Origin of the sequence: Pseudescherichia sp. L3 (assembly GCF_024656065.1) — a bacterium.
Classification (GTDB): domain Bacteria; phylum Pseudomonadota; class Gammaproteobacteria; order Enterobacterales; family Enterobacteriaceae; genus Pseudescherichia.
The window spans coordinates 1,787,070-1,811,867 of sequence record NZ_JANKYC010000001.1; the positions used below are offsets into that span (position 1 = coordinate 1,787,070).

General features: G+C 57.3%; 23 protein-coding genes. 1 reads left to right on the forward strand and 22 read right to left on the reverse strand.

The annotated features are described in order from the left end of the window. Nucleotides 1-16: 16 nt before the first annotated feature. The 17 genes from cheZ to flhD all read right to left on the reverse strand — a co-directional run bounded on the left by cheZ (nucleotide 17) and on the right by flhD (nucleotide 17,440). On the reverse strand, nucleotides 17-661 hold the full coding sequence (cheZ, locus tag NR795_RS08755) for a protein phosphatase CheZ (RefSeq protein WP_144818755.1): 645 nt from the start codon (nucleotides 659-661) through the stop codon (nucleotides 17-19). Between the two features lie 13 nt (nucleotides 662-674). Continuing rightward, nucleotides 675-1,064 carry a chemotaxis response regulator CheY gene (cheY, locus tag NR795_RS08760; RefSeq protein ID WP_042391378.1) on the reverse strand — a complete coding sequence of 130 codons (390 nt, stop codon included), beginning with the start codon at nucleotides 1,062-1,064 and terminating at the stop codon, nucleotides 675-677. A 16-nt stretch (nucleotides 1,065-1,080) separates the two neighbouring features. Next, nucleotides 1,081-2,130 carry a chemotaxis response regulator protein-glutamate methylesterase gene (locus NR795_RS08765; protein ID WP_144818575.1) on the reverse strand — a complete coding sequence of 350 codons (1,050 nt, stop codon included), beginning with the start codon at nucleotides 2,128-2,130 and terminating at the stop codon, nucleotides 1,081-1,083. Further along, entirely contained in the window at nucleotides 2,127-2,993 is an 867-nt protein-coding gene (cheR, locus tag NR795_RS08770) for a protein-glutamate O-methyltransferase CheR (protein ID WP_257757953.1), read from the reverse strand. The genes NR795_RS08765 and cheR overlap by 4 nt, the downstream gene beginning before the upstream one ends. Before the next feature lie 19 nt (nucleotides 2,994-3,012). Continuing rightward, nucleotides 3,013-4,611 carry a methyl-accepting chemotaxis protein IV gene (gene tap / locus NR795_RS08775; protein WP_257757954.1) on the reverse strand — a complete coding sequence of 533 codons (1,599 nt, stop codon included), beginning with the start codon at nucleotides 4,609-4,611 and terminating at the stop codon, nucleotides 3,013-3,015. Between the two features lie 42 nt (nucleotides 4,612-4,653). Then, a complete protein-coding gene (gene tar, locus NR795_RS08780) occupies nucleotides 4,654-6,315 on the reverse strand; it encodes a methyl-accepting chemotaxis protein II (RefSeq protein ID WP_257757955.1) in 1,662 nt (553 codons plus the stop codon). 98 nt (nucleotides 6,316-6,413) lie between these two features. Continuing rightward, nucleotides 6,414-7,382, reverse strand: a complete 969-nt coding sequence (locus tag NR795_RS08785) for a spore coat U domain-containing protein (protein WP_257757956.1) — start codon at nucleotides 7,380-7,382, stop codon at nucleotides 6,414-6,416. Beyond that, nucleotides 7,382-9,766: a fimbria/pilus outer membrane usher protein gene (locus tag NR795_RS08790; RefSeq protein WP_257757959.1), complete on the reverse strand. Its 2,385-nt coding sequence runs from the start codon at nucleotides 9,764-9,766 to the stop codon at nucleotides 7,382-7,384. The genes NR795_RS08785 and NR795_RS08790 overlap by 1 nt, the downstream gene beginning before the upstream one ends. Beyond that, nucleotides 9,742-10,509, reverse strand: coding sequence for a molecular chaperone (locus NR795_RS08795; protein WP_257757960.1), 768 nt, complete (start codon nucleotides 10,507-10,509; stop codon nucleotides 9,742-9,744). The genes NR795_RS08790 and NR795_RS08795 overlap by 25 nt, the downstream gene beginning before the upstream one ends. 21 nt (nucleotides 10,510-10,530) lie before the next feature. Continuing rightward, nucleotides 10,531-11,040, reverse strand: a complete 510-nt coding sequence (locus tag NR795_RS08800; RefSeq protein ID WP_144818561.1) for a spore coat U domain-containing protein — start codon at nucleotides 11,038-11,040, stop codon at nucleotides 10,531-10,533. A 55-nt stretch (nucleotides 11,041-11,095) separates the two neighbouring features. Beyond that, nucleotides 11,096-11,665: a spore coat protein U domain-containing protein gene (locus NR795_RS08805; RefSeq protein WP_144818559.1), complete on the reverse strand. Its 570-nt coding sequence runs from the start codon at nucleotides 11,663-11,665 to the stop codon at nucleotides 11,096-11,098. A gap of 321 nt (nucleotides 11,666-11,986) precedes the next feature. After that, nucleotides 11,987-12,490 (reverse strand): chemotaxis protein CheW, encoded by a 504-nt coding sequence (cheW, locus tag NR795_RS08810; RefSeq protein ID WP_042391389.1) that lies wholly within the window; start codon nucleotides 12,488-12,490, stop codon nucleotides 11,987-11,989. Nucleotides 12,491-12,511: 21 nt separating this feature from the next. Then, nucleotides 12,512-14,563: a chemotaxis protein CheA gene (gene cheA, locus NR795_RS08815; protein ID WP_257757961.1), complete on the reverse strand. Its 2,052-nt coding sequence runs from the start codon at nucleotides 14,561-14,563 to the stop codon at nucleotides 12,512-12,514. 4 nt (nucleotides 14,564-14,567) lie between these two features. Then, nucleotides 14,568-15,497, reverse strand: coding sequence for a flagellar motor protein MotB (gene motB / locus NR795_RS08820; RefSeq protein WP_144818555.1), 930 nt, complete (start codon nucleotides 15,495-15,497; stop codon nucleotides 14,568-14,570). Further along, complete coding sequence (gene motA / locus NR795_RS08825) at nucleotides 15,494-16,381, reverse strand: flagellar motor stator protein MotA (RefSeq protein ID WP_042391392.1); 888 nt, start codon at nucleotides 16,379-16,381, stop codon at nucleotides 15,494-15,496. The genes motB and motA overlap by 4 nt, the downstream gene beginning before the upstream one ends. Nucleotides 16,382-16,505: 124 nt before the next feature. After that, nucleotides 16,506-17,084, reverse strand: coding sequence for a flagellar transcriptional regulator FlhC (gene flhC, locus NR795_RS08830; protein ID WP_144818553.1), 579 nt, complete (start codon nucleotides 17,082-17,084; stop codon nucleotides 16,506-16,508). Between the two features lie 2 nt (nucleotides 17,085-17,086). Next, on the reverse strand, nucleotides 17,087-17,440 hold the full coding sequence (gene flhD / locus NR795_RS08835; protein ID WP_222126338.1) for a flagellar transcriptional regulator FlhD: 354 nt from the start codon (nucleotides 17,438-17,440) through the stop codon (nucleotides 17,087-17,089). A 792-nt stretch (nucleotides 17,441-18,232) separates the two neighbouring features. Here flhD and uspC point away from each other — a divergent pair. Further along, a complete protein-coding gene (gene uspC / locus NR795_RS08840; RefSeq protein ID WP_257757963.1) occupies nucleotides 18,233-18,661 on the forward strand; it encodes a universal stress protein UspC in 429 nt (142 codons plus the stop codon). A gap of 31 nt (nucleotides 18,662-18,692) precedes the next feature. Here the strand turns inward: uspC and otsA are convergent, their stop codons facing one another. The 5 genes from otsA to NR795_RS08865 form a co-directional block, all read right to left on the reverse strand. Then, nucleotides 18,693-20,117, reverse strand: coding sequence for an alpha,alpha-trehalose-phosphate synthase (gene otsA / locus NR795_RS08845; protein ID WP_144818547.1), 1,425 nt, complete (start codon nucleotides 20,115-20,117; stop codon nucleotides 18,693-18,695). Then, entirely contained in the window at nucleotides 20,092-20,898 is an 807-nt protein-coding gene (gene otsB / locus NR795_RS08850; protein WP_238085054.1) for a trehalose-phosphatase, read from the reverse strand. Before otsB ends, otsA begins: the two co-directional genes overlap by 26 nt. A 182-nt stretch (nucleotides 20,899-21,080) precedes the next feature. Beyond that, nucleotides 21,081-22,061: an L-arabinose ABC transporter permease AraH gene (araH, locus tag NR795_RS08855; protein WP_144818544.1), complete on the reverse strand. Its 981-nt coding sequence runs from the start codon at nucleotides 22,059-22,061 to the stop codon at nucleotides 21,081-21,083. A gap of 14 nt (nucleotides 22,062-22,075) precedes the next feature. Next, nucleotides 22,076-23,590, reverse strand: coding sequence for an L-arabinose ABC transporter ATP-binding protein AraG (gene araG / locus NR795_RS08860; protein ID WP_144818542.1), 1,515 nt, complete (start codon nucleotides 23,588-23,590; stop codon nucleotides 22,076-22,078). Nucleotides 23,591-23,676: 86 nt separating this feature from the next. Then, the gene (locus NR795_RS08865) at nucleotides 23,677-24,666 is read right to left on the reverse strand and encodes an arabinose ABC transporter substrate-binding protein (protein WP_042391400.1); all 990 of its coding nucleotides are present in this window, start codon (nucleotides 24,664-24,666) and stop codon (nucleotides 23,677-23,679) included. Nucleotides 24,667-24,798: the final 132 nt, after the last annotated feature.

The following is a 24,798-nucleotide window of genomic DNA, read 5'->3' on the forward strand; positions in this document are numbered from 1 at the left end:
GAGGCGGGGTTTTTAATCAGAAGCCGAGGCTGTCCAGCAGGTCGTCGACCTGGTCCTGGCTGGCCACGACGCCCGCTTTGGTGGTGTCGAGCTGCGGCCCGTTGAGCAGGCTTTCGTTCTCGCGCTTTGGCCGCGAGGACGGCTCTGGCATGTTATCCAGCAGCACCATCAGCAGCTGACGCTCAATCTCCTGGATCACATCCATCATGCGTTTGATCACCTGACCGGTCAGGTCCTGGAAATCCTGCGCCATCATGATGTCCAGCAGCTGGGCGTTGGTGAAGCTGGTGTGGCCCGGCACGTCGCCAAGATACTGACGAGTGTCTTTCACCAGCTCTTTGGCGTCGGTCAGCTCAATCGGGTTCTCAAACCACGCGTCCCAACGTTTGGTCAGCGACTTCGCGCCGCTCTCCATCGCATCCTGATGCGGCTGCGAAGCTTCTACGCTGTTTAACGCACGCTCGGCGGCCTGGGCCGTCATCTGCACAACATAGTCCAGACGATCGCGGGCATCGGGGATCGCTTCCGCCGCTTCGGCAATCGCCTGGTCAAGGCCCAGCTCGCGCAGGCTGTCGCGCAGCATGCGCGTCAGGCTGCCGATACGGGCGATAATGTCTCCGGGCGTGTGCTCATCCGAAGGTTTAATTTGCGGTTGCATCATCATCATCCGGTCCTCACATGCCGAGTTTCTCGAAGATCTTACCGAGTTTCTCTTCCAGGGTTGCTGCCGTGAACGGCTTCACCACGTAACCACTTGCACCCGCCTGGGCGGCCGCAATGATGTTCTCTTTCTTCGCCTCTGCGGTCACCATCAGTACCGGCAGGGAAGCCATGGCGCTGTTGCCGCGAATGGTTTTCAGCAGCTCCAGGCCATCCATGTTGGGCATGTTCCAGTCGGAGATAACGAAGCCAAACCCGCCCGCCTGGAGCTTGTTCAGCGCATCAACGCCGTCCTCTGCCTCTTCTACGTTATTGAAACCCAGCTCTTTCAGCAGGTTGCGCACGATGCGACGCATGGTGGAAAAGTCATCCACAACCAGAAACTTGAGCTCTTTGTCCGCCATAAAACTACACTCCTCGTTAAATACGTATTGCCTGTCCGGCACTGATTTTTGCCAGCATCTGCTGGCTTACCTGGCTAAGATCGACCACTTCGCTTACGCCACCCATATTGATAGCTTCGCGCGGCATGCCGAACACCACACAACTTGCTTCATTTTGCGCAATCGTCCAGGCGCCCGCCTGGTGCATTGCTAACATACCGGCCGCGCCGTCGTTACCCATGCCGGTGAGGATCACCCCCACGGCGTTGCGCCCCGCGTGTTTCGCGACCGAATGAAACAGCACGTCTACCGCCGGACGATGCCGGTTAACCGGCGGTCCGTCGTGAATCTTGATCTGATAGTTTGCGCCGCTGCGCGCCAGCTCCATATGCTTATCGCCAGGGGCAATATAGGCATGACCCGGCAGCACGCGCTCGCCGTCCTCCGCCTCTTTTACGCTGATCTGGCAGAGCTTGTTCAGACGCTCAGCGAACGAACGGGTAAAGCCCGGCGGCATGTGCTGGGTAATAAGAATACCGGGACTGGAGAGCGGCAATGGCTGGAGTACATGGCGAATTGCCTCTGTTCCGCCGGTTGATGCGCCGATCGCCAGCAGCTTTTCCGAGCTTAATAGCGGTCCGGCTTTCAGGGTGGCCGGGGCGGAGACCGGATTGTGCGCGGCCAGCTTGGCCCGCGAGGCGGTACGCACCTTCTCGGCAATCATCTCGCTATAGGCGAGCATGCCCTCACGGATCCCCAGCTGTGGCTTGGTGACGAAGTCAATTGCGCCCAGCTCTAGCGCGCGCAGGGTTACTTCAGAGCCCTTCCCGGTCAGGGAGGAGACCATCACCACCGGCATCGGCCGCAGGCGCATCAGCTTCTCAAGAAAGTCGAGGCCATCCATGCGCGGCATTTCGACGTCCAGGGTCAGAACATCCGGATTGTATTTCTTGATTAAATCCCGCGCGACCAGCGGATCCGGCGCGGTAGCCACCATCTCCATATCACTGTGGCTGTTGATAATCTCCGTCATGATCTGGCGCATCAGCGCGGAGTCATCAACAGACAGAACCCTGATTTTACTCATGCTTTATCCTTACTCAGCGCATAAACCGTCTGCCCACGCAGGGTAAACTCGCGCACAAGGTTGCTGAAATTCTCCGAATGCCCAGCGAACATCAGTCCGTCAGGCTTAAGCATTGGGGCAAAGCGGCGCAAAATGTCCTGCTGCGTCGTTTTATCAAAATAGATCATCACGTTACGACAAAAAATAGCGTCGAACGGGCCCGGCACGTTGTACTGCTTAGCCAGCAGGTTGATCGGCTGGAAGTCGACGAAGTTCGCCAGCTCCTGACGCACCCGCACCAGCCCGGCATGGGGCCCGGTGCCGCGCATAAAGTAGCGCTGCAGCTGCTGGGGAGAGAGCGTTTTCAGCTCGTCCAGGCGGTAGATGCCGCTGCGGGCTTTCTCCAGCACCTCGGTGTCGATATCGCTGGCGATCACTTTCCAGCGTCCCTGCACCATGCCCAGCGCATCTGCCAGGGTAATGGCGAGCGAGTAAGGCTCTTCGCCGGTCGACGCGGCGGCGCTCCAGACGCGGTACTCACCGCTGTGCTTGCGGGCGTGGTCGGCCAGCACCGGGAAGTGATGAGCTTCACGGAAGAAGGCGGTCAGGTTAGTGGTCAGCGAGTTGATAAATGCCTGCCACTCGGCGCTGCTCTGGTTCGCCTCCAGCATGCTCAGGTAGCGGCCAAAATCATCCAGCCCCAGCGTGCGCAGGCGGCGTACCAGCCGGTTGTAGACCATGTCTCGCTTATGGTCAGCCAGCACGATCCCCGCACGCTGGTAAATCAATTGACATATCCGACGAAAATGCGCGTCGGACAGCGCAAGGCGCTGAGGGAACTGCATAGTTAATGACGTTTGCCCGTTGGGCAGTGGTGATGTCATAGCGCCTTCTCAATTACTTTCAGGATAATGCCGGCACAGCCCTGGGGGGTGCCACGTCGGGTTGACCGATTTGTTCATCTAACTTAAATACCGCAACCTGGGACGTAAGACGGTCCGCCTGGTGCGCTAACTGTTCGGTTGCCGCAGCAGCCTCCTCGACCAGAGAGGCGTTCTGCTGCGTAACCTGATCCATCTGGCTGACCGCCAGCGCGACCTGCTCGATACCCCGGCGCTGCTCATCGGAGGCGGAAGCAATTTCGCCCATGATGTCATTCACCTGGGTGACAGAGCGGACGATGTCCGTCATGGTCTGCGCCGCCGTATCCACCAGGGCGGAGCCCTGCTGCACGCGGGCAACGGAATCTTCAATTAACCCTTTGATCTCTTTCGCCGCCTCGGCGCTGCGGCTGGCCAGATTGCGTACTTCGCCGGCTACGACGGCAAAACCACGCCCCTGCTCGCCCGCCCGTGCCGCCTCAACGGCGGCGTTCAGCGCCAGGATATTGGTCTGGAAGGCAATGCCGTCAATCACGCTAATGATGTCGCCAATCTTTTGTGAGCTGGTGGCGATATCATGCATAGTGTCAGCGACCCGTGAGGTCTGCTCCCCGCCTTTTCTCGCGGTTTCCGCCGCGCCGTGAGAGAGTACTGACGCCTGACGGGCGTTGTCCGCGTTCTGGGACACCGTCGCGGTGAGCTGCTCCATGCTGGCAGCGGTTTCGGCCAGCGACGCTGCCTGCTGCTCGGTGCGCGCCGAGAGATCGTTATTGCCTGCAGCAATTTCTGAGATGCCGGTGTGCATCGACACGCTGCCTTCGCGCACGTTGGCCACCGTGGTGCGCAGCGCGGTCTGCATCTTTTTCAAACTGGCAAAAATGGCTGAGATTTCGTTGCGGCCATAGACTGAGATCGGCCGCGCCAGGTCGCCCCCGGCGATGCTGTCAAAGTGGCTGCTGATGATCGCCAGCGGCTGCACGATCATTCTGCGCGACCAGAGCAGCCCGGCGGAGATGAGCCCCGCCGCCAGAATCAACACGGTAATAAAGGTTGCCGCCGACATGTGGTAGTTGGCACGGCTGGCTGCCGTTGCGGTCACGACAAAGCGATCGATATAGTGCTGCCAGGCCGTAAAGGTCGCCTCAAACGCATCCTGGGACTGCTGTACCGGCGCGGTCATAAAATCGGAGAGCTGGTTATTCTCAAGCCAGGTCGCCTGATGCTCTAAATCGCTCATCCACGTGGTATAGGTGGTTTTCGCCTGCGCCTTGAGCTTCTCCCCTTCCGGTGAGATCGCCTCGATTGCATCAAACTCGTTGAGCTGGGCAGCGGCTAACTGCAGGTTGTTGCGGGCCGCACTCATCAACCCTTTGATATCATCCGGCGGATAGCTTAAGGCGGTCAGCGTGCCCGCCTTGTTCAACGAGGTGCTGGTCTGCAGTAGAACGGCGCGCATCTGGGCCAGCGTGTTGCGCTGGTGGTTGCTCTTTTCAACCTGCTCCAGATGCTGGAAACCATCGCGGAAAGCCCAGAAAGAGAGGCCGTTGCTTCCCACCAGCAACAGACCGCAAACAATCAGTAAGATAAACAGTGTGGTCGAGATACGAATACGATTAAACATCTACGCTCCCATCAGGCGGCTAATGCCGCAATATCAATACGATCAAAAAGTTTCCCAGTTATCATCCTGCCCGGTACTGAGCTGACGTCTGCTGGCGGGGGCGGAGGTGAACTCCCCTCCCTGCGAGCGGCGCTGCGCCGGATTTTCAGGGACGGCAGCAAGGCGGAAAGCAGAGACCGCCTGCGTGAGTCGACTGGCCTGTTCTTCTAATGCTGCTGCGGCGGCCGCAGACTCTTCTACCAGCGACGCGTTCTGCTGTGTCACTCTGTCCATCTCCGATACCGCCAGCGCCACCTGGTCGATGCCTTTGCTCTGCTCATCGGAGGCAGAGGCAATCTCGCCCATAATGTCGGTGACCCGGGTGACCGCATTGACGATATCGTTCATGGTCTCCCCGGCGCTCTCTACCAGCACCGAGCCGGTATCCACGCGCGAGACGGAATCTTCAATTAACGCTTTGATCTCTTTAGCTGCATTGGCGCTGCGGCTGGCGAGGTTACGCACCTCACCGGCGACGACGGCAAAGCCGCGCCCCTGCTCGCCCGCACGGGCGGCCTCTACGGCAGCGTTAAGCGCCAGAATATTGGTCTGGAAGGCAATGCCGTCGATCACGCTGGTGATATCGGCGATTTTCTTTGAGCTGGCGGCAATGTCGTGCATGGTTTTCACCACGCCGTCCACCACCTTGCCCCCACGTCCGGCGGTTTCGGAGGCGCTGAGCGCCAGCTGCGAAGCCTGACGTGCGTTATCGGCGTTCTGCTTCACGGTGGCGGTGAGCTGCTCCATGCTGGCGGCGGTCTGCTCCAGCGCGGAGGCCTGCTGCTCGGTACGGGAAGAGAGATCGTTGTTACCGGCGGCGATTTCACTGGTTCCGCTGTGGATCCCATCCGATCCCCGGCGCACGTTGGTTACGGTATCGATTAGCGAACGCTGCATATGCTCAACGCTGTTCGCCAGCTCGGTAATTTCGTTTTTCCCGCTAATGACCAGAGTTTGGGTCAGATCGCCGCTGGCGATCTCACGGATGTGACGGATCACGTTAGCCAGCGGATTAAGCAGGATATGGCGAATGCCGTACCACACCGCGGCCAGCACGATGACCAGCGCCAGGGCGAGGATCGCCATCTGCCACTGGGCGAAGCGGTAGTCGTGGGTGCTCTGGGTAAAGGCGTTGTGGTAGAGCTCGCTGCTGAGCTGGGCATACTGCCCCAGCGCATCACCCATGGCATTCTGCATTCCCTGGGTTGGCTGGGCGAAGAAGGCATCCATATTGCCGCTCTCCAGGAACTGGATCAGGTCCGTGAGCGCGGCGCTGTAGGTGCGATACTTATCATCAAGCTGCTGGCTGACCTGGGCCATAGCCGGCACGGTGGGCAGCGCTTTGTAGGCGTCATAGTGTTTTGCCGCATCGGCCAGTGAAGCATGGGCGCTCTTCAGCAGATCGGTTTTGGCGCTGCTCTGTTGATTGGCTGGATCCATCATCATTCGCGCTGACGAACGGCTGAGGTTGATGCGCGTTTGCAGCATCAGCTCCCAGGTTTTGGTCAGCTCGGTCTGCTGCAGACGAAGATCGTTAGCATCAGCAAAGCTCTGCTGGTTCTGCTTCAGTGACGAGAACAACAGACCACCCGATACCAGCTGCAGAAGTGCAAAAACCACCAGCACCATCATGAGCATTGTGACAACGCGGATACGGTTCAACATGCAACACCTTATTGATGACTTATTAACGGTGTTATCGGCATGTGGGACGGGAACTTTACATTTGCGAAAGGGAAATAATCCGCTACGCACCTAATTGATTAAAAGGCGATATCCACCACCACCGTATCGCTATAGGTTCCGGCGGGCGGCGTTGCCTGGTTAGTTAACACCCGGGCCGTATAGTTATAGGTACGCACCAGGCCGTTGGCACTGAGCAGTGACGAGGCGCTGCTGGCCCAGCGTTCGGTGCCGCTGCTGCCCCAGCGGTCGCTGGTGCTGCCTTTGTAGATTTCGTAGCTTAAGCGGTTATTGCCCGAGGCCATATTGCGCACGTTGCCGCTGGCGTTGCTGCCGTTGTTGATCCCTACGCTATAGACGCTGCCTTTGGTGCAGGTCACCGCGACGCCCTGCGCCACCGCCGGGAAGTTTTTGACCAGCGGCGCGCTGCCGAAGTTGACGTTTGGCGCGGTGATGGTAATGCAGTCGTTGGTAATGCTGATGGTCGCCGTCACGGCGACGGGCACGGTGCCGGTCTGCCAAGAGGTGCAGCCGCCGAGCAGACCCAGCGAGCAGATGTTATAGGTGACGTTGAGGTTAAAGGTGGCCTGGTACTGGCCCGCCGCCACGGTCTGCCCGGAGAGCGTGCGAAAATAGATCGGCAGCACAATGCGCCGGGTATTCAGCAGATCGAGCAGCGCGTTTCCGCTCCAGGTGTAGCTGCCGCCAATCAGCGTCTCGCTGTTGTTATTGCATCCTGCGGCCCCGCACAGCCGTACCGGGATAGTATCAGTGCTGGCCGGGTTATCCACCCGGCGTAGGATCGCCCGGTTGCTGACCGCGGCGCTGGCGCTGCTCAGCTGCATGGTGATCGCGTTCCCGGTCAACAGATTCAGCAACACCGCATCGCACTGAACCGTCAGGCTGCCGCTGATCTCCTGCTCGGTGCTGTTAAGCGCAAACGAGGTGACGGTACCAAAAACGCCGTTGGTAGGCGTTACCGTACAGGCCGACCACGCCAGCGGGCTGCATCCCATCAGCAGCAGAAAAAGCAGAATAGCGCGGCGCATCAGCGTCTCTCCTCACAGGTAAGCGGCCCGTAGGTCTGTAATTTATGATCGGGATTTGCGCCGATCGTCAGGCGGGCATAGCAGGTGCGGTTATCCGGCGTGCTCACCCGCAGGGCGTTCACGTCGCTGAGGTTTTCCAGAAAGGCGATGCCGTCATAGCCCACCGGCGTCGGCGCGCGGCCTTGGCGGTAGACCTGGCTGCCTACCGGCAGGGTATGCCCCTGGGCATCGTGCAGGATCACGCTGGCGACCCGCTCCTGCTCCATCGGAAACTCTACCAGGTAGCCGCTTTGACGACGCAGGGCGATCCGCCGCTCGGTCTCTTTCAGGCGCGTATCGGCTGGCAGATTAAGGGTATTGATACTGTAGCTGGCGGGATAGTACGCCGAGACACCGCTCACCAGCAGATAGCCTTTATCATTGGTCTTACCTACCGGCTGGTTCTCATAGCTTACCGGCACGTTGGCATTGCCTCCGGTGCTGACCACCACAAAGGCGTCGTTGATCTTGTTAGCCGCAAAGAGCTGGCCGTCCATCAGCACCAGCGAACCCAGCGCCTCGCCCCACCAGGTCATCATCCCTCGCTCGCCGTAGCCGCCTCCCTGTAATTCCACGCTGTTGTTGCGCCAGTTGAGCGTGGCCTGCTGATAGTTATCCGACTGCGGCTGGCGGGCGAACGCCATATTCCAGCCGAAGCCGCCGTCGGTAGGCATTGCGTGGTTGTAGTTGATGCGCTGGCTGGTGCCTGCATCTGGGGTTTTCTCTACGCTGATGGCCGCGCTATCTCGCTCGCCGATAGGAATTTGCAGCGACATAGCAAAGCTCCAGTCGTCCCGCTGCTTATCGTGGCTGGCCGCCAGGTAGAGGCTGCTGCTGCCCCACAGGTTACGGCTCCAGGAGAGGTTCAGCAGCTCGGTCTTCTGGTTATCGAAGCTGCGGACGCCAATCCAGGCCGCGCCAACGTTGCCATAGTCGCCCATGTTAAAGGTCAGCGAATATTGATCGCTATTACGGCTCAAGGTCGCCAGCGGCTGGCGATCGTCATCGTAAACGATAGTCTGATCATAGAGGGCCAGGTTGCCAAAACCGCGCTCGCGGCGGGTATGCTGGGTGGCGATGCTGAAGACGCTGGTGCTGTACTGGTAGCCCCAGTTAAACTGGCTGCCGCTGCTGCCGCGCATCCGGCTCTCCGTCCACGACGAGTTCACCACGCCGTACTGGCCCAGCTTCACCACCCCGCCCGCGCCGCCGAGGGTCAGATCTTCTGCGGCTTCGCCGTGGCCTTCAAAGGTGAAATAGTCCGTTACCCCGTAGCGCAGGGAGCCGCTGCCCGCCGCCGGACCATAGTTGAAGTCGTCAATGCCGTAGTTACGCCGCAGACTGCCGAGGGTGACGGCCCCATCGGTAATGCCACTCTTCAGCACGTCGCTGGAGACGTAGAACGGCAGCGTGGTGCTAACCTGGCGTCCCAGCGCGTCAGTGGTGACCAGCACCGCATCTCCCGCCCCGTTAATATAGGGCAGATTGGTCAGGGTAAAGGGGCCGGGCTGCAGCTGGGTGGATCCGGCCCGGTAGCCGTTGATAAAGACGTCTACCGCCGTCGGCACCGCCGCCTCGCCGGTAAAGGCCGGCAGCGGCCAGGTGACCAGGTCCGGACGCAGCGAGAAGTCGCGTCCGTAGCGGATCCCGCCCATGCGCACGCTGCTGCTCCAGTTCAGCGAGTCGGAGATAACGTCCCCTAGCTGCCACTCGGTAGCATCCTCCTCATTGGTAAACAGCAGCGTGGTATCGTAGCGGGTATAGCCCTGGTTTTGCCCGGCGGTGCCGGAGAGATATTCCCGCAGCGTGCCGGTAGAGGAGAACACCGCATTGCTGTCGAAGTAGCGAAACTCATGCCACAGGGAGGCCTGGCTGCCAGCATGTTCGGTGCTGCTGGTATAGACGTCATAGTTGAGCAGCGCTCCCCGCCCGTAGTGCGGTTTGCTCCGCGCGGTTTCGCCGCTAAAGGAAGTGGCGCGATCCCCAACCCACGCGCGAGGCACAAACAGCAGCAGCCGCTGGCGATTGCTGTCATATTCGGTGCGAACGTCGGCCAGCGTCGAGAGATCAACGTCTCCCGGCGGGAGATGCTCCGCGGGGATCCCGGCCCGCTGCAGATCGCTGTTGGCTACAATATAGCTCCCCTGACGCCGCGTAACGGGCACCACGAGTTCGGTATCGTAATAGTTGACCACCAGCGAAAGGTGGAAGACCGCCTGAGCGTTAATGGCCTGCGCGTCCGGCGGCGGCGGCAGGGCGTCATCCCCCTCCTCTGCCAGCGCATCCGTCACTCCCCCCAGCAGCATCATCAGCGGCAGGATCAGTTTGCGGGAGACGACTGCCATTTGGTATCCCTGGCATTAATCGTCGCCGTCATGGTCGTCGGATTGCTCAGCCCAGAGGGGAGCGGCCAGCTGCGCGCTGCGCCCGGCAGCACGTATCCCAGCAGGCCGTCGGCCAGCTCGCGCCGCTGGCTGCCCTGCTGCACGCTAACCTGACTCAGGCGCACGTGCACATCGCTGCGGTTGCGTACCTCCAGAGCGGGTCTCCCCCCCTCGCGGATCACCCGCCAGCTCAGGTCACGGGTATTAACCAGGGCATGGTTTGCCCCCTCGGTCGTGGTCTCCACCCCCGGACCATAGACAAATAGCGGAATGGAGTAACGCATCTGAATTTTCAAGCCAATCTGCGGTGAATCTCCGCTTGCGGGCTGGGGGATCTCATCCACGATGATCCGGTAGCCTTGCTCAATGCCGGCGGGAACCTGACTCTGCTTGATCAGGCGAATCAGCTGCTTGCTGCCTTTATCGATTCGCACAATGGGCGGGCTGGCGACCACATCCTGCTGGGCCTGATAGCGTTCATGGCCGCCCTCCTGGGTCCAGCGCATGATGCGCACCTGCATCGTCGTCGGCGTATTCCCTTGGTTCTGGATCCACAGCTCGGTCGCTTTCGCATCGGCGGCCAGCCAGGGATCGATCGGCCAGAGTAGAATGGTGGCTGCCGCCTGCGCCTGCTGCGCCACCCCTACGAGCGCTGTCGCGAGCAGCGCACCCGCCAGTTGGCTTCGGCCCATAATGGTTTTCATGATCCTTCTCCCTGTATAACTTTACCAAGACAACGTTACGGTCAGCTGATCGGTATAATTTCCTGCAGGGCTAAACCCCGTGAGCTGCGCCGCGCCAAATAGCGTCAGCGCGATATTGTTGCTATCGCTGTAGGTGATTGAGAACGCCTGGTTAACGCCAATTTCCGTGTTGGCCGCCAGCGTGCTGCTGCGATAGAGCCGGTAAGGCACGCGATCCGTGCCCCCGCTGCGCTGCATGTTGCGCACGGTGCCGTAGTGCAGACCACCGTTGATGCTCATGCTTAATGCCACCCCAGGGGTGCAGGCGAGAGAGAGCGCGCTGTTAGGTACAAAGCTGGTGGTGACCTGCCCGCTCGCCACGCCGCTGCGACTCCCAAAGTCCAGGGAGCCGAGCAGACCTCCGCTGCCGCTGACTACCGAGCATCCTGCCGCAATGGTTGCCCCAACCTGAAATGACTGAGTGCTAACCGTCAGCGCGGTGGCGCTCCCTGCCCACCCCAGCAGCCCCAAACCAAAGACAATGCGTAGCATGCTTCGGCCAGGCGCCGGGAGCGTGTCAACTCCCTCAGGCTTCATTGCGCTGGCGTCAGTAGATCACGCTCACGTTTATCGTATCGGAGTAGGTGCCAGGGACGACGGTCACGCTGTTGCCACCCCCCTGGATGCGGCCAAAGAGGGTGTAGTTGTTCACGCCTCCGGCAGTGGAGGCCACCGGCAGCGGAGCGTTATTGGCGATGACGTTACTGAAGCCGCTGTCGCTGTAGAGGCTGTAGGCTACGCCCTGGGTTGCATTAGCGGTGTTAACCAAATAGCGCGCTGGCGTGCCGGGTGTTCCCACTACCGTGGCAGGCGCAACGGTATTGGTGGTGCCGGTGATCTGCACGGTATAGGTGTCGGTGGTGCACTGGATAGCAAAGCTGTTGCCGCCGTTAGCTCCGGTAAGCTGAGTGGTTAGCTCGGAGAAGGTCGCGGGATGGGTACCGAAGTCCAGAGAGCCGAAGTTAATACCGCTCTGGTTCGGCGAGCCATTGATCAGGCAGCCGTTGGTTAAAGTCAGCGTTGCGTTGATGGTCCCACTGCTGGTTACCGCATTGGCAGTATGCCCGGCCAGCGCCAGCGCACCGCTTGCCAAAACGAGGAGGATTTTTCTGTTCATGTTGTCGCCTCAGTGAAAAAGCAGGATTAACAGAAATTTAGCTTACGGGGTTGCAAAGAACCACCCTGTAAAGGCCTGCTCAAACCATCGGCGTATTGACAAAAAATTGCATTATCTTTCAATCAATTAAGCTTGTTAACAGCTCGTAACAAAGTGCAACGGGAATGATATATTCATTATCGCGTGATCTGCTTCACAATATATTGTCTGGTGTTGCATTGTGGGTTTAAGCAAAACTTAAAGTTTATTAATGAGTAATGAAGAAGCGGCATGAAAAGCGGTTAAAAAACGCTCCCGGGGCCGGGAGCGTTGAAGGGCATATCAGGCAACGTGCGCCGTTGCGCTATCCAGCAGGGCCATCTCGTCGCTGTTAAGCAGCTTCTCGATGTTGACCAGGATCAGCATGCGGTCACCCAGCGCGCCGAGGCCGGTGAGATACTCCGTTGAGAGGGTAACGGCAAACTCCGGCGCAGGACGGATCTGATCGGAAGCCAGCGACAGCACGTCAGAGACGCCGTCGACCACAATTCCGACCACGCGCTGGCCGAGATTGAGCACGATCACCACGGTGTTATCGTTATACTCAACGTCCTGCTGGCTGAATTTAACCCGCAGATCGACGATGGGCACAATCACACCGCGCAGGTTAGTCACCCCTTTAATAAAATCCGGGGTGTTGGCAATACGGGTTACCTGATCGTAACCGCGGATCTCCTGCACTTTCAGGATATCGATGCCGTACTCTTCATCGCCTAACGTGAATACCAGAAATTCCTGACCCGATGGCTCACCAGCCAGTTTCGTTACATTACTCATACCGGTCATATTTTTACCTTTTTAACTAAATCAGGCGGCTGTGTGCGCCACACGTTGCTCACGGTTTAATCCCTGTAACGCCGAAACATCGACGATCAGCGCCACGCTGCCATCGCCGAGAATAGTTGCAGCGGAGATGCCTGGCACCTTACGGTAGTTGCTCTCAAGGTTCTTCACGACAACCTGGTGCTGACCAATAAGCTGATCCACCAGCAGCGCGTAGCGGCGGCCTGCGCTTTGCAGGATCACCACGATGCCTTTCGTCGCTTCTGTTTTAGCGCCGTCGACGTCAAAGACTTTCCACAGCTCAACCAGCGGCAGATATTCGCCGCGCACTTCCAGCACGCGCTCGCCGCCCGCCAGCGGATGCAGATCCTCTTCACGCGGCTGCAGGGACTCCATCACCGCGTTCAGCGGCAGGATAAAGACCTCGTCGCTCACCTTCACCGACATGCCGTCGAGGATCGCCAGCGTCAGCGGCAGCAGAATGCGGATGGTGGTGCCTGCGCCCTGCTTCGACTGGATCTCAACGTGGCCGCCCATCTCCTGGATGTTACGTTTCACCACGTCCATGCCCACGCCGCGGCCGGAGACGTCGGTCACCTGCTCTGCGGTGGAGAAGCCAGGGGCGAAGATCAGCATGCCAACCTCTTCGTCGGTCATGTTTTCATGCACCGCCATGCCCTGCGATACCGCTTTCGCCAGAATGCGCTCGCGGTTGAGGCCTGCGCCGTCGTCGATCACTTCGATGCAGATATTGCCGCCCTGATGCTCGGCGGAAAGGGTCAGGTTACCGACCGGGGATTTTCCAGCGGCAACGCGGGTGTCCGGCAGTTCAATGCCGTGGTCGAGGCTGTTACGCACCAGGTGCGTTAACGGGTCGATAATGCGCTCGATCAGGCTCTTATCCAGCTCGGTCGAGCTGCCCAGCAGCGTCAGTTCGATCTGTTTGTTAAGCTTGCTCGCCAGGTCGCGCACCAGGCGCGGGAAGCGGCTAAAGACGTACTCCATCGGCATCATACGGATGGACATCACCGACTCTTGCAGATCGCGGGCGTTACGCTGCAGCTGCCCCATGCTGGTGATCAGATCGCCGTGATTGACCGGATCCAGTTCGTTAGAGCGCTGGGCCAGCATTGACTGGGTGATCACCAGTTCGCCGACGAGGTTGATCAGCTGATCCACTTTTTCAACGGCAACGCGGATGCTGGTAGATTCGCTGACGCGGGCCGGTTTTTCTGCACGCTCCTGACGGGCGGCAGGCTGCTCGCGCGGTGCGCTTTGCGCGACAGGGGCAGCCGCTACAGGCTGGGCGACCAGCGTCGGGGTTGCAGGTGCAGCAGGTGCAGCCTCGCTAGCGGGGGCCGCAGCTGGCGCATCGGTAAAGCTGATTTGATCCGGCTCGATCACAAAGCACAGCACGGCAACCAAGTCATCCTCGCTGACGCCGCCTTCCAGCGTCGCGCTCAGAGAATCCGCGCCTTTGACGACGTCGCTGAGGCTCGCCAGGTTTTTCAGCTCGTCCTCCAGCAGGTTGACTTCGCCCTCTTTCAGACGCGACAGGACAATGCGCAGTTTGCCATCGTTAGCAGCCGCAGGCGCGGCGGCGGACGCGGTATCAGCGACGGCCTGGGCATTATCGACAACGGTCAGCTTAGCGCCACCGGCCGCAGCGGCAGGGACTTCGCCTTTCGCTTCCAGCGCCAGCTGGCGCAGCGCATTGCAGATATACTCAAAGCTGGCAGCATCTGGCTCTTGCGAGCTTTTATAGGCGTCGAGCTGTTCCTGCATAATATCTTTGGTTTCCAAAAACAGGTTAATAATGTCGGTATTGAGCTGCATCTCTCCGCGCCGGGCCTCATCCAGCAGGTTTTCCATCAGGTGCGTGGTCTCCTGCAAAATGGTAAAGCCAAACGTGCCTGCTCCCCCCTTTATGGAGTGGGCCGCACGAAAAATGGCGTTGAGCTGCTCTGAATCGGGCGCTTCCGGCACCAGATCCAGCAGGTGTTGCTCCATGTCAGCCAACAACTCGTCAGCTTCATCAAAAAATGTCTGATAAAAATCGCTAATATCCATGCTCACGCTATCACCTCGGATCGGGTTGTGGCGATGTGGGAACGGTCGCCTGAGGCTGTGCCCCCGGCTGTTGTAATACACTTACCGGCTCGTTTTGGCTTTCGGCGTTTTCGTGCAGAATTGCCTGTTCTGCCTGTTTGTTAAGTACTAAAAGACTGATACGACGGTTAATGGCGTCATTGGAGCCTTTGTCGCTCAGGCGCATGGTGGCGGCCATGCCGACCACGCGCAGCACTTTTCCATCGTCCAGCCCGCCTGCAACCAGCTCGCGCCGCGAGGCGTTAGCACGGTCGGCAGAGAGCTCCCAGTTGCTGTAGCCGCGCTCGCCGTTGGCATACGGGAAGTCATCGGTGTGGCCAGAGAGGCTGACACGGTTAGGAATATTGTTTAACACCGGCGCAATCGCACGCAGAATATCGCGCATATACGGCTCTACCTCGGCGCTGCCGGTTTTAAACATCGGCCGGTTCTGGCTATCGATAATCTGAATACGCAGCCCCTCCTGCACCAAGTCAATTTTTAGGTGCGGACGCAGCGCGCGCAGCTTTGGATCGGCCTCGATCAGCTGATCGAGATCGCCGCGCAGCTTGCTCAGACGAGACTGCTCCATCTTCTGGCGCAGCTCTTCGACGTTAGGCTGGCGCTGCACCTCCCCCTTCTGCTGGGTGACGTCATCGCCGCCGCCAGGGATTGGGCTGTCGCTGTTGGAGATCCGTGGGCCGCCGGCAATGGAGGTCGCCAGCGGAGTGCGGAAATACTCTGCAATCTGGATCAGCTCTTTCGGGCTGGAGATTGAGATCAGCCACATCACCAGGAAGAACGCCATCATTGCCGTCATAAAATCGGCGTAGGCGATCTTCCAGGATCCGTGCGAGCCGCCTCCGTGCCCCTTATGCTTGCGCCGTTTTACAACGACAATAGGATGGGCCTGGTTTTTCATGCGTCCTCAGTCGTGGTCTGCTGGTTTGGGTTACGGACCGCGCGGACGTGCTCATCCAGTTCGATAAAGGACGGTCGCTCGCTGGAGTAGAGCGTTTTACGGCCAAATTCAACGGCAATCGGTGGCGCATAGCCATTCAGGTTGGAGAGCAGCGTGATCTTGACGCACTGCATCATCTTGGTCGTTTCCGCGCTCTTCTGGCGCAGCACGGTTGCCAGCGGCGAAATAAAGCCGTATGCCAGCAGAATACCGAGGAAGGTTCCTACCATCGCATGGGCGATCAGCGCGCCCAGCTCAGCCGCCGGGCGATCCGCCGAGGCCAGGGCGTGAACCACACCCATTACCGCGGCCACGATACCGAACGCCGGCAGCGAGTCACCGACCATGGCCAGGCTATTTGCCGGCACTTCGGCTTCGCTCTCGTGAGTCTCGATCTCTTCGTCCATCAGCGCTTCGATTTCGAAGGTATTCATATTGCCGCTGATGATCAGACGCAGATAGTCGACGATAAATTCCAGCATCACCGGATCGGCAAGGATCCGTGGATAGTTGGCAAAAATTTCGCTCTCTTTTGGATTCTCAATGTCACGCTCAAGGGAGAACATCCCCTGCTGGCGCGACTTGGCCATCAGGCGATAGAGCAGCGCCAGAAGATCCATGTAGACAGCTTTTGTGTATTTGGAGCGACGAAACAGCAACGGAAGCGCCTTAAGCGTTCCTTTGATGGCTTTGCCGTTGTTGCCCACAATAAACGCACCCACGCCCGCACCGCCGATAATAATCAGCTCAGCCGGTTGATAAAGTGCCCCAAGGTGTCCGCCGGTCATCATGTAACCGCCGAAGACTGTACCGAGAACAACAAGGTAACCTAATAAGATCAGCACGACATCATCCTTCCGCTGTTGACTAAGGCAAGGAAAAACAGTTTTTAGGGTTTAACCCAACGGGGAGGCAAAAAAAAGCAGCGGTAATTGCTTACCGCTGCTGGAGTGTTACCCACGCCGTTAGTTAAACAGCCTGTTTGATCTGTTCATCCAGCAGTTGTGGAATAATATCGGCAGCTTCCGGGGAAAGTTTACGTCTTTTTACGGCCCTGGACGGCGGCTGGCATAAACTGCAGGCAAAACTCCCTACGGGCTGGTGAGCATGGGTAATAAAATTACCGCCACAGCAGTTGCAGCTTGAAAGTTGCAGCATACCGCTCTCAACAAAACGGACTAATGTCCAGGCACGGGTCAGGGCTAACAACGGCCCCTCTTCCGGCTGCGGGCACTGTTCCAGATAGAGTCGATAGGCTTTGATAACTGCATCAACGCCGCTGCACAGGCCTGTTTTAAGCAAGAATTGCCAGGCGTTGCAGAACATTGAGGCATGAATATTCTGTTCCCACGTCATAAACCAGTCGGTTGAAAAAGGGAGCATCCCTTTCGGCGGCGGGCTACCACGAAGTTCTTTGTAGAGTTTGATGAGGCGGCCACGGCTGAGCTGCGTTTCGCTTTCCAGCATTTGCAAACGCGCGCCCAGCGTAATCAGTTCCATTGCGAGTTGAATATCACGCGCTTCCTGGACAATGCTCTTTTCAGTCATTATTAAGCCCTTTTCTTCCGGGACGCTGCGTCAGTACCCTGGTTGCTCTCATTGAGCAAACGCGTCGAGAGCAAAATACCGGTATGGACCTGCTGCAGGTCATCTACGCGAGACTCCTGCGTCAGACGAGTAATGGTCTGATGGCTGTCAAAACGGAATTGACAGATTAGCTGATTGGTTTCAGCTAATTTCACCATTTGTGGGAGTGATAACTCACCCATGGTAGACGCCATCTCCTCACTCATGCCCAGACGGAACATAGCGGAGGCTTTATCTTGACTAATCAAACGCTGTGCGAGCAGTAAATATGACAGGTTGATGTCATAGATATGTTTCAGCAACTCGGATGTATGCATTTTTCCCATCCAGAATAACCAACTAGTGTCTTATGCGGTCAAGCCGCACCCCGTGATGTCGCCGGGAAAAAAACCCGGTATTAAAAAAGATAAGGCGAAATGCATCGTTTGAACTTAGTTGTTTAACGTGACGGCGGTCGCATTGTTTGCCACCTCTCTCCGTTACGCTTTCAATCAATTCTTACAATTTACTAAGATTTTTCTTAAAGCGACGCAACTGTACTCGTGACCCGTAGGACATACAATTGGCTGCGGTGAATATTTTGAAAATAATGTGATCTATGTCACATAATTTACGTGAATATTTTAAAGAAATCCATACTTTTGACTTAGTGATTGTTTGTTTTTTGTACGATGAAGTGCCTTTTCTATTCCTTTTCGGCGAATAGTCATTCAGTTTTATGTGTTAACTGGTGACCAGTCATCAGACCTCGGACTTTATGAGAGCCCAAAGAGGAATATGGGCTTTCAAAGCGTGGGGTTATTTATAAAAATCATTATTTATCATAGAATTAAAGCGCTGCTAAACTTATCTCTAGAACTTGTAAAATGATTGCAATTTTGTTAACCATTAGTGAATAACAGGGAGCAGTGCATAATATAATGTGCCAAATTTCTCTTAAGTCGTTAACTTTCGTTAACATATGCACCAATGGCGCTATTCCATGCGCTGGAATAATTAGTGAATATTTATGATAATGTTCACAGGTTTGTCACACTTTTTCGCTTGCATGCTTTGTAAAAAGAAGGTAAAGATACGTCAGGGGTTCATATTCCATTAAGGAGCGAAATATGAGCTATTCCCACCTGCTAGTTGCGGTTGCCGTTAACTCAGAAAGTCATTTACTGCTTAAAAAAGCTGTTTCCATTGCCCGTCCCTATCAGGCACGCATTAGTCTGCTTACCCTTGCTAACGATCCCGAAATGTATAATCAGTTTGCTGCGCCCATGATGGAAAACCTGCGCGATCTGATGCAGGAAGAGACGCAGTATTTTATGAATGAACTCATAAAGCAGGTAGATTATCCCATTGCTGAAACGATTATTGCTTCGGGCGCGGTCAGTGAAAATATCGTTCATCTTTGCGAGCGAGACGGGATCGATCTGGTTATTTACGGAAACCATAATCAGCGCTATTTTTCGCGGGCGGCCTGTTCGGCTAAGGGTGTGGTGGGAGTCAGTAGGGTTGACGTGCTGCTGGTACCGCTAGGAGAGGAGTAGCGCCCCCGCAACAGCGGGAGCGCAGGCGTGTTTACGCTAGCTTGGGAAAGGTCGCCACGTTATTCTGCAAAAGAGTCTCTGCATTACGAGGCGCTATGCGCTTTAAATCGGCAATAAACCTCTCCTGCCAGTGCTGAATATCATTCTTCTTGATGATATCCATCATGTCGGCGTGGCGAGAAATACGCTCTGCCAGCGGCATGGTTAGCGCCCGGTTCATGGCATTAGCCACATCGTCACGGTCATAGGGGTTGACGAGCAGAGCGGAGGTCAGCTCGTTCGCCGCACCGGCAAATTTAGAGAGCACCAGCACGCCTGGGTTGGCCGGATCCTGCGCCGCCACATACTCCTTGGCAACGAGGTTCATCCCGTCACGTAGCGGCGTAACCAGCCCCACGTCAGCGTAGCGGAAGACCTTCATCAGCAGCTTACGATCGAAGTGCTGGTTAAGGTAGTAGAGCGGCGTCCAGCCCAGCTGACCATATTTACCGTTGATACGTCCTGCTTCGGTCTCCAGCTGATGGCGAATATCCTGGTAGGCCTGAACCTCGCCGCGCGAGGTGGGTGCAATCTGCGTATAGCGGATTTTACCGTGGTGCTGCGGGAACTTCTCCAGCAGGGTTTCATAGGCATGGAAACGTTCCGGCAGGCCCTTAGAGTAGTCTAACCGCTCTACGGAGAAGATGTTCTTCACATTTCCTAGCTCGGATTTGAGCTGCGCCAGCTTCGGCGGCAGCGGGCCAGAGGCCTGCTGGGCGATCTCATCCGGCTCAATCCCAATCGGATAGACCTCGGTACGGAAGGTTTTGCCCCATGCGGTATGGGTTTTATCACCTCGGGCAGTTAGGCGCGTCTGGCTGGAGAGGCTGTCAAGGAACGACACGCGGTCGCTCTCGGTCTGGAAGCCCAGCAGATCGTAGTCGCACAGCTGCTCGAGCAGTTCAGCATGCGGCGGCAGGGCGTTAAAGATTTCCGGAGTCGGGAAGGGAATATGCAGGAAGAAGCCAATCTGGTTATTCACGCCGCGCTGACGCAGCTCGTTGGCAAAGGGCAGCAGATGATAATCGTGGATCCAGAGGATATCGTCTTCTTCAAGCAGCGGTACCAGCTTGTCCGCCAGCAGAGCGTTCACGCGCTGATAGCCCTCCCAGGCCTCGCGCTGGAACTTCACTAGATCAAGACGGTAGTGAAACGCTGGCCACAGCACGGCATTGGAAAACTGGCTGTAGTACTCATCATAATCCTGCTCGCTGAGGTTAAATGAGGCCCAGGTAATATTGCCATGGGTAACCTTCTTTAGCGGCTGATCTTCATTGCCAATGTCACCGCTCCAGCCAAACCAGAGTCCGCCGGTTCCTTTCAGTGCACCCATAATACCGACGGCCAGGCCACCGGCGCTTGATTTTTTATCATCCGGCGGTGCGATACGATTAGATACTACGACTAAGCGACTCATAGCCATCTCTCCTGTTAGTTAACGCCATTTCTTCTTGTTGTTGATGGTCAGTAATATTTTCGAGCCATTGATGAACGTCCGCGACACTTTCCAACCGGTACTGCGCCTGCGTTGCGCCAATACCGACCTTAACGGATACGCCATCAAGGCGATTCACAACCTTGAAGCCTGCCTCGTCAGTGAGGTCGTCTCCCAGGAAAACAGGTTTGCGCCCGCAAAAAGGCGGCTCCTGCATGAATGCTTCTACTGCAGCTCCTTTATTGATACCACGTGGTTTTAGCTCTACCACGCATTTACCCGGCTGCAGGGCTAAATTCGGATATTTCTCTTCCATCGCCTTTGCCAGCGCAAAGATAGCCTCTTCATGGTGTACGGCCTGGCGATAGTGCAGCGCAAACGCCATCCCCTTCGCCTCCAGCTCTGTCCCCTTCAGGGGATCGAGCGCCGCAATCAGCTCCAGCTCCATCTGCTTAACCTGATCGGCAGGCAGAGCAATCTCGTGCGTTTTACCCTGGAAGTCGCGGCGCTGTGCGCCATGTACCCCGGCAAGCGGGAAATGCAGCGGGGATGCAATGGCATCCAGCTCTTTCATCGAGCGACCCGATACCAGCGCCACCGCGCCCTGATTCATTTCGGCCAGACGTTTGAGCAGGGTAAGGACCCCGGTGGGAATAAAGACCTGATCGGGACGAGGTTTGATTTCGGCGAGGGTTCCGTCGAGGTCAAAGAAGTAAGCATAGTTTGCGGAAAGTACAGGCGGTACAGCTAACTGGTCAGCCACCCTGGTCTCCTCCTTTCTGGTTTCGATGCCGCGTTCACGACCATCTCTCGTTATCATTAGCCATGTAAGTATAGCCAGTGTCACGCTCCTCGCCATTTTAAAGCAAAGAAACCAGCCGCAATTGCGGCTGGCTGAGAGGTAAAAACGATTAAAAAAGAGCCCGTTCGGTGAGGAGCCAGGCGTCAGACGGTACGTTTGGCCTTCTGTTTGTAACGGTCGAAGATAACCGCCGCCAGCAGGATCAGGCCGCGTACAACGTACTGTGAGAAGGGAGAGATATTCAGCAGGTTCATGGCATTCTCTACGGTGCCGAGGATCAGGATCCCCGCCACAACATACGAGATTTTTCCGATGCCGCCTTTAAGAGAGACGCCGCCGAGCACGCAGGCTGAGATCACGATCAGCTCGTAACCAATGGAGGTCATCGGCTGGCCGCTGGTCATGCGCGACGCCAGAATGATCCCGGCGGCGGCCGATACCAGGCCAGAGAGCACAAAGATAATGATTTTTGTGCGTACCACCGGTACCCCCGCCAGGCGAGCGGCCTCTTCATTGCCGCCAATAGCCAGCGTATTGCGGCCAAAGGTGGTTCTGTTGAGCAGGAAGCCGAAGATGATGAGGCAGGCCACGGTTAGCCAGATAGGCGCAGGCAGCCCCAACCAGTTGGTATAGCCGAGGGTAAAGAAACGCTCGTCTTCAATCCCCACCGCTTTACCATCAGAGATGATATAGGCCAGGCCGCGGACGATCTGCATCGTGGCGAGGGTGGTAATCAGGGCGTTGATCTTCAGCCTGGCAATAACGAAGCCGTTAACCAGACCGCTCAGCACGCCCAGCATCAGGCCCGCAAAGACGCCGATCCACAGGCTCTCCGTCATGTTGATCACCACCGCCGCGGTGACGCCCGCGCAGGCGATGACTGACGCCACCGACAGGTCAAAGTCGCCGGAGGCCAGGCAGAAGAGCATTCCGCAGGCCACCATGCCCGACATCGAGATGGCGAGCCCCAGCCCCTTCATATTGACGAAGCTGGCAAAGTTAGGCACAAACAGGGCGCAACCGATAAACAGTACGGCAAAGACCACCAGCATGCCGTAGTGATCCCAGATACGCCCGAGACTGAACGGCGACTTTCCTGCGCCGGAGCTTGTTACTGATGACATCATACTCTCCTTACTCAGGCAACGGCCTGACTCACTTTAGGCATGGCGAGGCTTAACGCCTGTTTTTCGTCTGCTTCGCCGTGCAGCAGTTCGCCGGCGATCTCCCCTTCCCGCATCACCAGAATGCGATCGGCGACGCCGAGCACTTCCGGCAGGTCGCTGGAGGCAAACAGTACCGCTACGCCGCGTGATGCCAGGGCGTAGATAACGTTGTAGATCTCATGCTTCGCGCCCACGTCTATCCCACGCGTCGGCTCATCGAGCAAAATGACCTTCATCTCTTCCGAGAGCCAGCGGCCAAGAATGGCTTTCTGCTGGTTCCCTCCGGAGAGATTCATAATCAGCTGTTCAGCGCCGGGGGTTTTGATATTAAGCGAGCGAATATGGTGGTCGGCGTTTTCCACCTCCCAGCCGTCGTTAATCAGACATCCGGCACGGACGGACTTGCGTCGGGCGCTGATGTTGATGTTGTCACGCACGGAGTGAACGGGAATGATGCCTTCTGCTTTGCGATCCTCGGGACAGAGCATCATCCCGGCGCGAATGGCATGGGCCGGCTTTTGAATACTCAGCGGCTTGCCGTCAATGATCAGCTGGCCTGCGGTGATGCGCGTGCCGCCAAACAGCCCTTTCATCAGCTCGCTGCGCCCGGCCCCCACCAGCCCAAACAGGCCGACGATTTCGCCGCGCTTCACCGAGAAGCTAACGGGATGACGCACGCCGGGGGCTTTAACCCCCTCCAGGCGCAGCATCTCCGCGCCGTACTCACGCGGCTGCCAGCCGTAGATGTCGCCGAGATCGCGCCCAACCATTGCCTGCACCAGCGAGTCATGGTTGACCTGCTGCATATCGTCAAAGGTGCGCACGTAGCGCCCGTCCTTAAAGACGGTGATGGCGTCGCTGAGGGCAAAAATCTCCTCCATACGGTGGGAAACGTAGATGATCACCCGCCCCTCGTTGCGCAGCTCGCGGATCACGCGAAACAGGTTGTCGATCTCCCGCGCTGAGAGCGAGCTGGTGGGTTCATCAAAGGCGATCACCTTTGCATTGCGCGCCAGCGCTTTGGCAATCTCGACCATCTGCCACTGGCCGATAGAGAGATATTTCAGCGGCGTCTGTGGATCGATATCCAGCCCGAGATGCTCCAGCTGGAGTCGGGCTTCGTAGTTCAGCAGGGAACGATTCACCAGCCCGCCCTTCTGCGGCAGCTGGCCAAGATAGATATTTTCCGCGACGGTCATCTCGGGGATCAGATGCAGCTCCTGATAGATGATTGCCACTCCGGCATTCAGCGCGGCGGTGGTATCGGTAAAGCTGACCTCTTTTCCCTGCAGCACCAGCGTCCCACCGGAGGGGGCATAGTTGCCGCTAAGAATTTTTAACAGCGTCGATTTACCCGCGCCGTTCTCCCCCATCAGGGCATGCACCTGACCGGCATAGCAGTCGAAGCTGATGTCGCTCAGGGCTTTTACACCGGGGAAGGTTTTGCTAATACCACGGAAAGAGAGATATGGAGTTGACTGTTGCATAACGTCTCCGTGACGCATTTATGGTACGACTGGCCCCTCACCCGGCGTTAAAAACCTGCGGTGAAGGGCGCAACCAACGACGCGAATTACTTCACGCCTAGCCCTTTCTTCGCTAACTCTTCTTTAAAGTTGTCGCGGGTGATCAGCACCACGTCGGTCACCGCAGTGAACTTCGGCGGCTCGACGCCTTTTTCCACCCAGTTATAGAGCATTTCGCTGGTCTTATAGCCGTGGACGTCCGGGCTTGGCAGCAGTGAGCCGTAGAAGCCGGTACCCTGAGCCTTGGAGAGCTCGCTCACGGCGTCAACGCCGTTGATGCCGATGCCGATCACATCGGCAGCTTTGAAGCCCTGCCCTTCGGTGGCACGCACGCCGCCCAGCACGGTGTTATCGTTCATGCCGACCACCAGCCAGTGTTTCACTTCAGGATGCTGAACCAGCAGAGAGTTGCCGGCATCGAACGCGCCGGGAATATCGTTTGATTTGGTCGGGACTTTATAGATCTGTTTCTCCGGGAAGCCGGCGGCTTTCAGGGCATCCATTGAGCCGGAGGTGCGGCGACGGGCGGTATCCAGCTCGTCAGCGGTGATCGCCATTACACCGGTCTCTTTCACATCCCAGCCCCGTTTTTGCATCTCTTTATACAGCTCCTGCCCCTGGCGAGCGCCAATCTCGCTGGCGGCCATCATCACCAGCGGTACGGTCTCCATCGGCTTGCCTTTGGCGTTGACGAACTGATCGTCCACGGCAATCACCTTCATGTCATAGCCGCGCGCTTTGGCAACAATCGCTGAACCCAGCTTGGGATCCGGGGTACAGATAACGAACCCTTTCGCACCGCTAGCGGCGAGGCTATCGATGGCGTTCAGCGTTTTCTCACCGTCCGGTACGGCGATTTTAATTACCTCGAAACCTAAATCTTTGCCTGCCTTATCAGCGAATTTCCACTCGGTCTGGAACCACGGCTCTTCGGGCTGCTTAACCAAAAAACCGAGCTTCATGGTTTCGGCGATAGCGGATTGTGACATAACGGCAGCTAAACCAATGGCCGCCAGCGCTTTAGTGAATTTGTGCATGGTTTACTCCAGCTTTAACGCTTTTTTATGTAGGGAATGAGAGTTTATGAGCTGTCTAATCAGCCTTAAAACAAGGCATTAGCACACGTCTATCAGGAGATGCTATTGCTGAAGAGTAGTTTTAGCGGGAAA